The organism is Rhizobium indigoferae (assembly GCF_034554815.1).
Classification (GTDB): Bacteria; Pseudomonadota; Alphaproteobacteria; order Rhizobiales; family Rhizobiaceae; genus Rhizobium; species Rhizobium leguminosarum.
Genome location: NZ_CP140635.1, coordinates 1,879,094 through 1,892,492 on the forward strand (window position 1 = coordinate 1,879,094; position 13,399 = coordinate 1,892,492).

A 13,399-nucleotide genomic window follows, 5' to 3' on the forward strand; every position below is an offset into this window, starting at 1 on the left:
GGTGATTGAGAAATAAGCAGGAATCGTTAGGACTGGCCTCGTCATCGAAGCCTTCATGGGGATACTATATGTGCGGCATTGTGGGGATCGTCGGAACTGCGCCTGTTGCTGGGCGCCTGGTCGATGCGCTGAAGCGTCTCGAATATCGTGGTTACGATTCCGCCGGTGTCGCCACCATTCATGACGGCGTGATGGATCGCCGCCGCGCCGAGGGCAAGCTGTTCAATCTGGAAAAGCGCCTCGACAGCGAACCGCTGCCCGGCATCGTCGGCATCGCCCACACGCGCTGGGCGACCCACGGTGTTCCCAACGAGACCAATGCCCATCCGCATTTCGTCGAAGGCGTCGCCGTCGTCCATAACGGCATCATCGAGAACTTCTCCGAGCTTCGCGACGAATTGACCGAGGAGGGTTCGGTCTTCCAAACCCAGACCGACACCGAGGTGGTCGCCCATCTGCTGGCGAAATATTTGCGCGAAGGCCTCGAGCCGCGCGACGCCATGCTGAAGATGCTGAACCGGGTGACCGGCGCCTATGCGCTGGCTGTTATGCTCAAGGCTCATCCCGGCACGATCATGGCCGCCCGTTCCGGACCGCCGCTTGCCGTCGGCTATGGCCGCGGCGAGATGTTCCTCGGCTCGGACGCGATCGCGCTCTCGCCCTTCACCAACGAGATCACCTATCTCGTCGACGGCGATTTCGCCGTTCTCACCCGGGACGGTGTCGCAGTGCTCGATTTCGCCGGCAAGCCGGTCAAGCGCGCCCGCCAGATCTCGCAAGCGACCGCCTATGTCGTCGACAAGGGCAACCACCGCCATTTCATGGAAAAGGAAATCTACGAGCAGCCGGAGGTCATCTCCCATGCGCTCAGCCACTATGTCGATTTCGCCGAGAACACGATCGGCGCCAATGCCGCCGCGATCGACTTCAACGCGTCAACCGGACTTGCGATCTCGGCCTGCGGCACGGCCTATCTCGCCGGCCTCGTCGGCAAATACTGGTTCGAGCGTTATGCCCGCCTGCCTGTTGAGATCGACGTCGCCTCCGAGTTTCGCTACCGCGAAATGCCGCTGTCGCCGTCGCAGGCAGCACTCTTCATCTCGCAGTCCGGCGAGACCGCCGATACGCTGGCATCGCTGCGCTATTGCCGCGATAACGGGTTGAAGATCGGCGCGGTCGTCAATGTCCGCGAATCGACGATCGCGCGCGAATCCGACGCCGTCTTCCCGATCATGGCCGGCCCCGAAATCGGCGTTGCCTCGACCAAGGCCTTCACCTGCCAGCTTGCCGTGCTGGCAGCGCTGGCAATCGGCGCCGGCAAGGCGCGCGGCACGGTGAGTGCTGACGAGGAGAGGGCGCTGGTGCGCCATCTCGCCGAAATGCCGCGCATCATGAGCCGGGTGCTGAACCTTATCCAGCCGCAGATGGAAAGCCTGTCGCGCGAGCTGTCGAAGTGCAAGGACGTGCTCTATCTCGGCCGCGGCACCAGCTTCCCGCTCGCCATGGAAGGCGCCCTGAAGCTCAAGGAAATCTCCTATATCCATGCCGAGGGTTATGCTGCCGGCGAATTGAAGCACGGACCGATCGCGCTGATCGACGAGAACATGCCTGTCATCGTCATCGCCCCTTACGACCGTTTCTTCGAAAAGACCGTCTCGAACATGCAGGAGGTCGCAGCCCGCGGCGGCCGCATCATCTTCATCACCGACGAGGCCGGCGCGGCCGCCTCGAAACTGCCGACCATGGCGACGATCACCCTGCCTGTGGTCGACGAAATTATCGCGCCGATGATCTTCTCGCTGCCGATCCAGCTGCTCGCCTATCACACTGCCGTCTTCATGGGCACGGATGTCGACCAGCCGCGCAACCTGGCGAAATCCGTGACCGTGGAATAAGCCTGTAGGGCCGGGACCGTCGCGCCGAAACATATTGTGCGGCGCGCCGAATTCTGGCAGTTTTGGTCTACGGACAAGGGGGAAGGGCCGGCGTACCGGCCTGTCCACGACTGAGATGGAGATCATCAGGAAACGATGACCGACAACACCCCCAGAATGCCGGTCGCGACCCGGCTGAGGAATAATTTTCTCGCAGGGCTGATCATCTGCGCGCCGATCGCGATCACAATCTGGCTGACCTGGACCTTCATCCATTGGTCGGACAGCTGGGTCCGGCCCTATATTCCGGCGCGCTGGAATCCGGAAAGCTATCTCAATTTCGCCATTCCCGGTTTCGGTCTGCTGACCGCCGTTATCCTGATCACCGTCGTCGGCTTCCTCGGCAAGAACCTCATCGGCCAGAGCATCGTCCGGTTCGGCGAATCGATCGTTCAACGCATGCCGCTGGTGCGCACGATCTACAGAAGCGTGAAGCAGATTTTCGAAACCGTGCTGAAGGAACAGGCGAACTCCTTCAAGAAGGTCGGCCTCATCGAGTATCCGGGTCCCGGCCTCTGGGCACTGATCTTCATCGCCACCGACGCCAAGGGCGAAATCGCTTCGAAGTTCAATGCCATGGGCCAGGATATGGTCGCCGTCTTCCTGCCGCCGACGCCGGTGCCGACAGCCGGCTTCCTCATCTTCGTGCCGCGCGAGAAGATCGTCATGCTCGATATGTCGCCGGAAGACGCCGCCAAGTACCTGATTTCAGGCGGGCTTGTGGCGCCCGAACACAAGCCGGCCGATCCCAAGCAGAAGCATTTGCCGCGGCCGAAGCCGGTGGCGGTTTCCAAAGCGGATTGATGCATGTCGCCCAAAAGTGTTCAGCGGTTTTGAGTTAACGACATGCATAGAACAAAGACTTAAAGCGCGCAGCGGCGCGCTTTATCCAGCCCTGAGAAACCGAATCGCCTCGTCGCGGCGGAAAAGATAGAGCAGGGTGCGGATCGCCGTTCCCCTCTCCGTGGTCAGTTCCGGATCCCGCTCGATGAGGTAGGCGGCGTCCTTGCGGGCGATCTCTAACAGGTCGGCATGCGCCTCGAGACTGGCGATGCGGAAACCCGGCGTGCCCGATTGCCTCGTGCCGAGCAATTCGCCTTCACCGCGCAGCTTCAGGTCCTCCTCGGCGATGCGGAAACCATCCTCCGTCTCCCGCATGATCGAAAGCCTGGCATGGCCGGTCTCGCCGAGTGGTCCCTTGTAGAGAAGAATGCAGGTCGAGGCCTCGTCGCCGCGCCCGACGCGGCCGCGCAGCTGATGCAATTGCGCCAGGCCGAAGCGTTCGGCATGTTCGATCACCATGATCGTCGCATCCGGCACGTCGACACCGACCTCGACGACGGTGGTGGCGACGAGCAGCCGGGTCTCGCCGTTCTTGAACGCCATCATCGCCGCGTCCTTCTCCGGCCCGCTCATGCGGCCGTGGATGAGGCCGACATCCGGGCCGAGTGCCGAGACCAGCGTCGCGTGCCGCTCCTCGGCCGACATCAGATCGAGCTCCTCGGACTCCTCGACCAGCGGGCAGATCCAATAGGCCTTCTTGCCCTCGGCGATCGCGCTTTGCAGTCGGCCGACGATTTCGCCGGTCCGTTCCATCGGCACGGTGATCGTTTGGATCGGCCTGCGGCCGGCCGGTTTTTCGGTGAGCTTGGAGACGTCCATATCGCCGAAGGCGGCGAGCACCAGCGTGCGCGGGATCGGCGTCGCCGTCATGACAAGCATATGCGGCGAGAGGCCCTTGGCGGTCAGCCGCAGGCGCTGATGCACGCCGAAACGGTGCTGCTCGTCGACGACGGCAAGCATCAGATTGGCATAGGCGACACTGTCCTGGAACAGCGCATGCGTGCCGATGATGATCTGGGCAGCACCCGAGGCGATGCGCTCCAGGATTTCCTCCCGCTCGCGTCCCTTGGTGCGCCCGGTCAGCACCTCGATGCTGAGTCCGGCGGCGGCGGCGAATTTCGAGACCGTCGCGTGGTGCTGCCGCGCCAGGATTTCGGTCGGCGCCATCAGCACGGCCTGGCCGCCGCTCTCGATCACCGCCGCCATAGCCATCAGTGCCACCAGCGTCTTGCCGGAGCCGACATCGCCCTGCAGCAGCCGCAGCATGCGCTCGTTGCCGGCCATATCCTTCAAAACCTCGGCGATCGCCTCGTTCTGGCTTGACGTGAGCGAGAAGGGCAACGCCTTCAGGATCTTGCTGCTGATGGCGCCGGTCGCATGCACCGGCTGGCCCGCCACCTTGCGCAGCCTCTGCCGCACCAGGCTCAGTGACAGCTGTCCGGCGAGGAACTCGTCATAGGCAAGCCGCCGCCGGGCAGGGGCCTGCGGGTCGATATCGGTAGGGTCGCGCGGCTCGTGCAGCATGTGGAAACTGTCGCGGATCGACGGCAGGCCCTGTTTCTCAGTCAAGGCCAGGTCGATCCATTCCGGCAGCTCGGGAAAACGCGGCAGGCCGGCGTCGATGATCTTGCGCAGCGTCTTCGGCGAGAGCCCCGCCGTCAGCGAATAGATCGGCTCGACCAGCGGCAGGCTCTCCGTCTCGTCCGCCCTGACGATATAATCGGGATGCACCATCGAGGCGCGGCCGTTGAACCAGTCGATCTTGCCGCTGACCGTCACCTCCGCGTCAACAGGCAGCTGTTTTTCCAGCCACGCCGCCTGTCCGCGGAAGAAGACCAGCGTCAGCTCGCCGGTCTCGTCATGCAGGAAGACGCGATAGGGAATGTTGCTTTTGCCGCGCGGCGGCAGCTGGTGCCGGTCGACGCGCGCCGTGATCGTCACGATCGCGCCCTGCGGCGCGCGCGCGATTCCAGGCTGGTTGCGCCGGTCGATCAGCGAAAAGGGCGCGTGGAAGAGCAGGTCGATGACCCGGCAATCTTCCAGCGTCTCGCGCCCGAGCAGCTTGACCAGCAGGTCGGCGATCTTCGGGCCGACGCCCGGAAGGCCCGAAATGGGGGAAAACAGAGGATCGAGAATGGCGGGGCGCATGTGGCCAAAATGCGATGAACAATGCGGCCTTGGCAAGGCTGACAAGCCGCTTTCCAGGGTCTATAGAGGCGCATCAACAGGAAGGTAATGCCATGACAGGTGTCACGCTCACGAGTGCCGGTCTTGACCCGCGCCGCCGCAGAATCCTTTTCCGCTGCTGGCATCGCGGCATTCGCGAGATGGATCTGGTCTTCGGCCAGTTCGCCGAAGCCGAGGTCGCGAATCTGTCGGAAGCCGAACTCGACGAGTTCGAGACGATCATGGCGGAAGAGGACAATGATCTCGTCCGCTGGATCATGGGAACATGGCCGGTGCCTGAGCGTTTCCAGACACCGATGTTTGCCCGCATCGCCGCCTACAAGCCCGATTTCGACAAGCCCCTCAGGACGCCGGAATGATCCCTGGTTTCGATGCGAAGAAGCTTGCGGCCATTGCCGAGCCGCTGACGATCGGCAATGTGCCGGCAGGTCTGGAGACGCTGCTGCTCGCCGAGCTCGCCCGAACGGGAGAGCCGGTCGCCTATGTCATGTCCGACGGCCACCGCATGGCCGATCTGGAACAGATGCTGGGCTTTGTCGCCCCCGACATTCCGGTTCTCACCCTGCCGGCCTGGGACTGTCTGCCCTATGACCGCGTCTCGCCGAGTGCCGACACCTCGGCCCGCCGGCTTGCCGCACTCGGCGGCCTCATCGCCCATCGCAAGAAGCCGCACGCGGCAATCGTGCTCGTCACCGCCAATGCCATGCTGCAGAAGGTGGCGCCGCAGGATGTCATCGAAAGCCTGACTTTTTCGGCTCGTCCCGGCAACCAGCTGCGCATGGACGATCTCGCCGGTCGCCTGGAGCGCAATGGCTTCGAGCGGGTCGCGACCGTTCGCGAGGTCGGTGAATATGCCGTGCGCGGTGGCATTCTCGACGTCTTCGTGCCGGGTTCCGAAGAGCCGGTCCGCCTCGATTTCTTTGGCGATACGCTGGAAAGCATCCGCAGCTTCGATCCGGCCAGCCAGCGTACGACCGGGCAGGTGCGATCCCTCGATCTCAACCCGATGAGCGAAGTGACGCTGACGCCGGATACGATCAGCCGCTTCCGCAAGAATTACCTCTCCGCCTTCGGTGCGACCACACGCGACGACGCGCTCTATCTCGCCGTCTCCGAAGGCCGCCGTTACCCCGGCATGGAGCATTGGCTGCCGCTTTTCTACGAGAAGCTCGATACCGTCTTCGATTATCTCAGCGGCTTCCGGATCGTCATCGACCATACGGTGCGTGAGGCAGCAGAAGAGCGCTCCAAGCTCGTTTTCGATTATTACGACGCCCGCCTGAATTCCGGCCAGCCGACCAAGGGCCAGATGACGCAGGGCACGCCTTACAAGCCGGTGACGCCGGGCCAGCTCTATCTCGACAGCAAGCTTTTCGTCAAAACCCTGGACGCGCTCGGCGCGATCCGTATCAGCCCCTTCAATGAACATGAGGGTGAGGCGCGGCGGGTCGTCAATGTCGACGCCCGCCAGGGCCAGCGCTGGGCGCGTTCGAACGCCGAAGGCGGCGGCGATGCCGAACGCATCAACATCTTCGACGTCGTCGTCAAGCATATTGCCGATCGCCGTGCCGCCGGCGCGAAAGTGCTGGTCACCGCCTGGACCGAAGGCTCGCTGGAGAGGTTGCTGCAGGTGCTGAACGAGCACGGCCTGGAAAAGGTCAAGCCGATCGAGGCGCTGAAGGATGTCGGTTCGCTGGCGAGAGGCGAGGCGGCCGCTGCCGTGCTCAGTCTCGAAGCCGGCTTCGAGGCCGGCGACCTCGTCGTCATCGGCGAGCAGGACATCCTCGGCGACCGCATGGTGCGCCGCTCCAAGCGCCGCAAGCGCGCAGCCGATTTCATCTCGGAAGTCGCGGGCCTCGACGAGGGCTCGATCGTCGTCCACGCCGAACATGGCATCGGCCGCTTTATAGGGCTGAGGACCATCGAGGCCGCTGGTGCTCCGCATGCCTGCCTCGAACTGCAATATGCCGACGAGGCCAAGCTTTTCCTGCCGGTCGAAAACATCGATCTTCTCTCGCGCTATGGCGGCGAGGGCACCGAAGCCCAACTCGACAAGCTCGGTGGCGGCGCCTGGCAGATGCGCAAGGCCAAGCTCAAGAAACGCCTGCTCGACATGGCCGATGCGCTGATCCGAATCGCCGCCGAGCGCCTGACGCGCCATGCGCCGATGCTGACGACGCCTGAAGGCCTTTACGACGAATTCGCCGCCCGCTTCCCCTATGACGAGACCGAGGACCAGGATAACGCCATCGAGGCGGTGCGCTCCGATCTCGGCGCCGGCCGGCCGATGGACCGTCTGGTCTGCGGTGACGTCGGTTTCGGCAAGACCGAAGTGGCGCTGCGCGCCGCCTTCGTCGCGGCGATGAACGGTGCCCAGGTCGCCGTCGTCGTGCCGACGACGCTGCTTTCCCGCCAGCATTTCAAGACCTTTTCCGAGCGTTTCCGCGGTCTGCCGGTGCGCATCCAGCAGGCCTCGCGCCTTGTGGGCGCCAAGGAGCTGGCGTTGACCAAGAAGGAAGTGGCTGAGGGGAAGACCGATATCGTCGTCGGCACCCATGCGCTGCTCGGCGCTGGCATCAAATTCGCCAATCTCGGTCTGCTCGTCATCGATGAGGAGCAGCATTTCGGCGTCAAGCACAAGGAGCGGCTGAAGGAGCTGAAGAGCGACGTGCATGTGTTGACGCTGTCGGCAACGCCGATCCCGCGCACGCTGCAGCTTGCCATGACCGGCGTGCGCGAACTGTCGCTGATCACGACGCCGCCGGTCGACCGCATGGCGGTGCGCACCTTCATCTCGCCCTTCGACAGCCTGGTCATCCGCGAGACGTTGATGCGCGAGCATTATCGAGGCGGCCAAAGCTTCTATGTCTGCCCTAGGCTTGCCGACCTCGAGGACGTGCATGCCTTCCTGCAATCGGATGTGCCGGAGCTGAAGGTCGCCATCGCCCATGGCCAGATGCCGGCCGGCGAACTCGAAGACATCATGAACGCCTTTTATGAAGGCCGCTACGACGTGCTGTTGTCCACCACCATCGTCGAATCCGGTCTCGATGTGCCCACGGCCAATACGCTGATCGTCCACCGCGCCGACATGTTCGGCCTTGCTCAGCTCTATCAGCTGCGCGGCCGTGTCGGCCGCTCGAAGGTGCGCGCCTTCGCGCTCTTCACCCTGCCGGTCAACAAGGTGCTGACGGCCACCGCCGAACGCCGCCTCAAGGTGCTGCAGTCGCTGGATACGCTCGGCGCCGGTTTCCAGCTGGCGAGCCACGATCTCGATATCCGCGGCGCCGGCAATCTGCTCGGCGAGGAGCAGTCCGGCCACATCAAGGAGGTCGGTTTCGAGCTCTACCAGCAGATGCTGGAAGAGGCGGTTGCCGAGGTCAAGGGTGTCGACGAGATCCACGACACCGGCTGGTCGCCGCAGATCTCGGTCGGCACGACGGTGATGATCCCGGAAGGCTACGTGCCCGATCTGCACCTGCGCATGGCGCTCTATCGCCGTCTCGGCGAAATCACCGAGCTCAAGGAGATCGATGGCTTCGGCGCCGAGATGATCGACCGATTCGGCCCGATGCCGATCGAAGTCCAGCATCTGCTGAAGATCGTCTACATCAAGTCGCTCTGCCGCACCGCCAATGTCGAAAAGCTCGATGCCGGCCCGAAGGGCGTCGTCGTGCAGTTCCGCAACAAGGAATTTCCCAACCCGGCAAACCTCGTCGGTTATATCGGCAAGCAGGGCACGATGGCGAAGATCCGCCCCGATCACAGCCTGTTCCTGACCCGCGACCTGCCGACGCCGGAAAAACGCCTGCAGGGCGCAGCTGTTATCATGACGCAACTGGCGGAACTGGCGAAATAGAGCAATTCCAGCAAAACTGTGCCGCGGTTTTGCTGGGCAAAGCGCGAAGCGATTTTGCCGGGGAATTGCATGGAAAAAGGAGATCGAGATGGGAACATACGGCGCAACGATCGCCTGGCAGCGCAACGGCGAAACCTTCACCGACAACCGCTACAGCCGTGCCCACCGCTGGACCTTCGACGGCGGCATCGAGGTGAAGGCATCCTCATCCGCGCATGTCGTTCCGCTGCCCTATTCCGCCGAGGATGCCGTCGATCCCGAAGAGGCTTTCGTCGCCTCGCTCTCCAGCTGCCACATGCTCTGGTTCCTGTCGATCGCCGCCAAACAGCGCTTTTGCGTCGACAGCTACACCGATGCCGCCGAGGGCCTCATGGAAAAGAATGCCGACGGCCGCCTCGCCATGACCGTCGTGACGCTCCGTCCGCATGTCGTCTTCAGCGGCGAAAAGCAGCCCTCGTTAAGCGAGCTCGAAGCCCTGCACCATCGCGCCCACGACGAATGCTTCATCGCCAATTCGGTGAAGACCGAGGTGCGTTGTGTTCCGGTTCTAGGCTAGAGCTGGGGCCGTCGACGTCAGTTGAGGCCTGATCGTGCCTCGGCTTTCGCCTTGGCGATATCGCGCAACGCGTTCGCCAGGACGTCAGGCGTCTGTGCACCGCTGACGGCATATTGCTGGTCGAAGATGAAGAATGGCACGCCGTTGACGCCCATCTCCTGCGCTGCCTTGATCTCGGCGACGATCAGATCGCGATCGGCCTCGGAAGCAAGCAGCGAGGCGATGACCGAACGGTTGAGGCCGGCCTTATCGGCGATATCGAGCAGCACCGCATGGTCGCCGACATTGCGGCCTTCCTCGAAATTCGCCTTGAACAGTGCGGCAACGACTTTGTCCTGCTTCTCGCGGCCTTCGATCATCGCCCAGTGGATCAGCCGATGCGCATCGAGCGTGTTCGGGCCGATCTTGATCGCCTCGAAATCGAAGGCAATGCCGACTTCGCGGCCGTAATCGGAGAGCATCTTGTGCGCCTGCGCCACGCGCTCCTCGCCGCCGAGCTTCTCAGCCAGCGCCTTCTTCTGGTCGACGCCTTCCTTGGGATAGTCGGGATTGAGCCGGTACGGCCGCCAGTTGATGTCGACGCCGATTTGGTCTTGCACCTCGGCGATGGCGAGCTCCAGCCGCGCCTTGCCGAGATAGCACCAGGGGCAGACGACATCCGAGACGACGTCGATGGTGATACGCTCCATGATGATTTTCCTTATTCTGTGCGTCTCCCCAAGGGAGACATTCAAGCCGGAGCGGTCCGGCTGCTTCTTATTGGGCGCTCGTATCCCACCAGAGCGGCAGCTGGTAGCCGTAGAGCGGCACCGTATCGGGATGGCCGATGCGTTTGCTGCGCGCCACCCATTGCTGCCCCATATGATAGAGCGGCAGCACGTAATGGCTGGACAGCAGCAGCCGGTCGTAGGAGCGCACCGCCGCGGTGAAATCCTCGGCCGAGCGCGCCCGGAGCAGGTGATCGATCAACGCATCGAGATCGGGATCCGCAGCGCCGGCGAAGCTGTCGCTGCCCTCGCGGGTCTTCGCGGCCGAAGACCAGCGGCCGAGCTGTTCGTTTCCAGGCGATAGCGAGGACGTGTAGGACTTCATGATCATATCGAAGTCGAAGCTGTTCGTCCGGCTCTGATACTGCGAATCGTCGACCGTGCGAATCGAAGCGGCGATGCCGATCGTCTGCAGCGAACGCTGATAGGCGACAGCGAGCTTCTCCTGGTCAGCATTCTGCGTCATGATCTCGAAGGCGAGCTGGCGGCCGGAGGCATCGAGCATCTTGCCGCCCTGGATCGTGTAGCCGCCCTGTTTCAGTTGCTCGACGGCCTGTTTCAGCACATTGCGGTCGCGGCCGGAGCCGTCGGTGACCGGCAGCTTGTAGGTGCCGTCGAGAATCTCCGGCGCAATTTTGTCCTTGATCGGCCCGAGCAGGGCAAGCTCGGCCGCATTGGCGGGAACCCCGAAACTTGACAGCTCGGAATTCTGCCAGAAGCTCTGGGTGCGTTTGTAGGCGCCGGAATAGAGGTTCTTGTTGGCCCATTCGAAATCGAACGCCAGCGACAGGCCTTCACGCACCTTGGGATCGGCAAAGATCGGCCGGCGCGTGTTGAACACGAAGCCGAGCATGCCGCTCGGCAGTTTCGGCGTGAACACGTCCTTGACCACAGCCCCCGAGGTGACGGCGGGGAAATTATAGGCATTGGCCCAATGACCCGGATTGCCGTCGGGATAGATGTCGACATCGCCCTTCTTGAAGGCCTCGAACAGCGTCGTATCCTGCAGGAAATACTGGACGGTGATCTGGTCGTAATTGTCGGTGCCGACCTTGGCGGGAATGTCCTTGCCCCAGTAGTTCGGATCGCGCTCATAGGTGATGCTCTCGCCGGGCTTCACCGTCTTCACCTTGTAGGGACCGGAGCCGACCGGCGGCGTCAGCGACGAACGGTCGAAGGTTTCGGGGTCGATCGCATGTTTCGGCAGCACCGGGAAGAGACCGAAGATCAATGGCGTCTCCCGGTCGGCCTTGTCGTTGAAGGTGAAACGCACACTGCGCTCGCCGACCTTTTCCATCTTGGCGACGACGTTGAGGCGGTTGGCGAAGGGCACGCGGCCCTTGTCGCGCATCAGCTCGAAGGTGAACATCACATCCTCGGGCGTCAGCGGCTGGCCATCGGCCCATTTCGCCTTCGGATTGAGGTTGAATTGAATGAAGCTCCGGTCGTCGTCCCATTCGACCGTTTCGGCGAGCAGGCCGTAGAGCGTGAAGGGCTCGTCCCTGGAGCGCTGCATCAACGATTCGTAGACGAGATTGCCGTAGTCCGGATCCCACATGCCGCGCGCCGTCGTGCGCATGCTCTTCAGGATGAACGGATTGAGGCTGTCGAAGGTGCCGACCACGCCATAGGTGATCTTGCCGCCCTTTTTGACGTCGGGATTGACGTAAGGGAAGTGCTTGTAATCGGCCGGCAAAGCCGGCTCGCCATGCATCGCGATGCCATGCAGCGGCTCGGCGGCGACGGTGCCGCACAGCAGCGAGAGGACGAGGGGGACGACGATCCGGAGCATTCGGCAATCCTTGATCCGTGAAAACGGGCATGATTCACCGCGGAGATTATCATGGGGTCGACCGATTCCAACACGGAGCGGCGATTTCTTTGGCATGGCGACGAAATGCACCTCAAATTGCCAAAGAAATGCTGGATATCTTGAACGCTGCGATGTAACAGGTGAACCCGAAGTTTCGGGGTCATGCATTTGCCTTATTTTTTTAAGAGGTGGAGTGCCGAACGACCCGATGGTTGGGGCGGCAAGACGCTGCCCCGAACGGATATCAGGAGACGGAATTCGTTATGATGTTCAAGTCTGAAAAGAAAATGCGGGCAGCACTGTCCGTTCTGGCGGTGGTGTTCGGCGCTTCGGCTCCGGTCTCCTCCTTCGCACAGGATGCGGCGGCGCAGGCTCCGGCCGATGCCCCGGCACAGGCCGCAGGAGCGCCGAAGCTCGGCTGGTACAAGACCTGCAGCAAGCAGGAAGACAACGACATCTGTGTTGTCCAGAACCTGATCCTCGCCAATGGCGGCCAGCTCGTTACGGCCGTCGGCCTGATCTCGGTTTCCGGCAAGATCAACCGCAAGCTCCTGCAGGTCTCGGTTCCCACGGCACGCCTCGTTCCTCCCGGCGTCATCATGCAGATCGACGGCGGCAAGGGCCAGAAGCTCGACTACGCTGTCTGCCTGCCAGACAAGTGCACCGCCGAAATTCCGCTGACCGACGCGATGATCGCCAGCCTCAAGAAGGGCAGCGACGTGATCTTCACCTCGATCAACTTCCGCCGCGCTCCGAACCCTATCAAGATTTCGCTTGAAGGCTTCACTGGCGCGTATGACGGCGAACCAGTTTCCGAATCCAAGCTTGCCGAAAGCCAGCGCAGCCTGCAGGACAGCATGCAGAAGAAGGCCGAGGAAGCCCGCAAGAAGCTGGAAGACGCCCAGAAGGCAGCCAAGGCGCAGTAATCCTGCCGCCATCTCTAAACAGAAACCTGGCTTTGCGCCGGGTTTTTTGTTGCGCAAAGAAAAGGCCTCGCCGGGAGAAGCGAGGCCTTGATTGAACGATCAGCACGACTGAGTTAGTGGGCGAAGCTCATCTTGGGTTTGAACTGCCCTGACGGGGCTTGATCGAAAATCTGGTAGATCTGTGGGTTGCGAAGCGGCATGCCGCTTTCGTCGTTCATCAGGTTCTGCTCGGAGACGTAGGCGACATATTCGCTTTCGTCATTTTCAGCGAGCAGGTGATAGAAGGGCTGGTCCCTGCTCGGGCGCACCTCGGCCGGAATGGAATTCCACCACTCCTCCGTATTCGCGAACTCCGGATCAACGTCAAAGATGACGCCGCGAAACGGAAATACCTTGTGCCGAACCACTTCGCCAATACTGAACTTTGCTATTCTTTCTTTCATGGTACGACTTCCTTTCATCACCAAATTTGGTGATTGGTGTCGCGCAAATCAAGATTTTTGCGCGAGTTCGT

General features: G+C 62.2%; 10 protein-coding genes. 6 read left to right on the plus strand and 4 right to left on the minus strand.

Going from position 1 to position 13,399, the window contains the following annotated elements:
- Positions 1 to 68 precede the first annotated feature (68 nt).
- On the plus strand, positions 69 to 1,895 hold the full coding sequence (glmS, locus tag U5G49_RS09690; RefSeq protein ID WP_018241998.1) for a glutamine--fructose-6-phosphate transaminase (isomerizing): 1,827 nt from the start codon (positions 69 to 71) through the stop codon (positions 1,893 to 1,895).
- 135 nt (positions 1,896 to 2,030) lie between these two features.
- Positions 2,031 to 2,738 (plus strand): DUF502 domain-containing protein, encoded by a 708-nt coding sequence (locus U5G49_RS09695; protein WP_018241999.1) that lies wholly within the window; start codon positions 2,031 to 2,033, stop codon positions 2,736 to 2,738.
- 81 nt (positions 2,739 to 2,819) lie between these two features.
- On the opposite strand, the gene recG is transcribed toward U5G49_RS09695, so the two are convergent.
- The gene (gene recG / locus U5G49_RS09700; RefSeq protein WP_193442207.1) at positions 2,820 to 4,925 is read right to left on the minus strand and encodes an ATP-dependent DNA helicase RecG; all 2,106 of its coding nucleotides are present in this window, start codon (positions 4,923 to 4,925) and stop codon (positions 2,820 to 2,822) included.
- Positions 4,926 to 5,017: 92 nt separating this feature from the next.
- Here recG and U5G49_RS09705 point away from each other — a divergent pair, with 92 nt between their 5' ends.
- From U5G49_RS09705 to U5G49_RS09715, 3 genes are all read left to right on the plus strand, one after another.
- On the plus strand, positions 5,018 to 5,323 hold the full coding sequence (locus tag U5G49_RS09705) for an FAD assembly factor SdhE (RefSeq protein ID WP_018242001.1): 306 nt from the start codon (positions 5,018 to 5,020) through the stop codon (positions 5,321 to 5,323).
- Positions 5,320 to 8,823: a transcription-repair coupling factor gene (gene mfd / locus U5G49_RS09710; RefSeq protein WP_018242002.1), complete on the plus strand. Its 3,504-nt coding sequence runs from the start codon at positions 5,320 to 5,322 to the stop codon at positions 8,821 to 8,823. Before U5G49_RS09705 ends, mfd begins: the two co-directional genes overlap by 4 nt.
- Before the next feature lie 88 nt (positions 8,824 to 8,911).
- Positions 8,912 to 9,379, plus strand: a complete 468-nt coding sequence (locus U5G49_RS09715) for an OsmC family protein (protein WP_193442209.1) — start codon at positions 8,912 to 8,914, stop codon at positions 9,377 to 9,379.
- A gap of 17 nt (positions 9,380 to 9,396) precedes the next feature.
- On the opposite strand, the gene U5G49_RS09720 is transcribed toward U5G49_RS09715, so the two are convergent.
- Entirely contained in the window at positions 9,397 to 10,068 is a 672-nt protein-coding gene (locus U5G49_RS09720) for a DsbA family oxidoreductase (protein ID WP_193442212.1), read from the minus strand.
- Between the two features lie 67 nt (positions 10,069 to 10,135).
- A complete protein-coding gene (locus U5G49_RS09725; RefSeq protein WP_193442214.1) occupies positions 10,136 to 11,938 on the minus strand; it encodes an extracellular solute-binding protein in 1,803 nt (600 codons plus the stop codon).
- Positions 11,939 to 12,222: 284 nt separating this feature from the next.
- On the opposite strand from U5G49_RS09725, the gene U5G49_RS09730 reads away from it, so the two are divergent.
- Positions 12,223 to 12,885 (plus strand): invasion associated locus B family protein, encoded by a 663-nt coding sequence (locus tag U5G49_RS09730; RefSeq protein ID WP_017994059.1) that lies wholly within the window; start codon positions 12,223 to 12,225, stop codon positions 12,883 to 12,885.
- A gap of 113 nt (positions 12,886 to 12,998) precedes the next feature.
- On the opposite strand, the gene hspQ is transcribed toward U5G49_RS09730, so the two are convergent.
- On the minus strand, positions 12,999 to 13,328 hold the full coding sequence (gene hspQ / locus U5G49_RS09735) for a heat shock protein HspQ (RefSeq protein WP_018242006.1): 330 nt from the start codon (positions 13,326 to 13,328) through the stop codon (positions 12,999 to 13,001).
- Between the last annotated feature and the right edge of the window lie 71 nt (positions 13,329 to 13,399).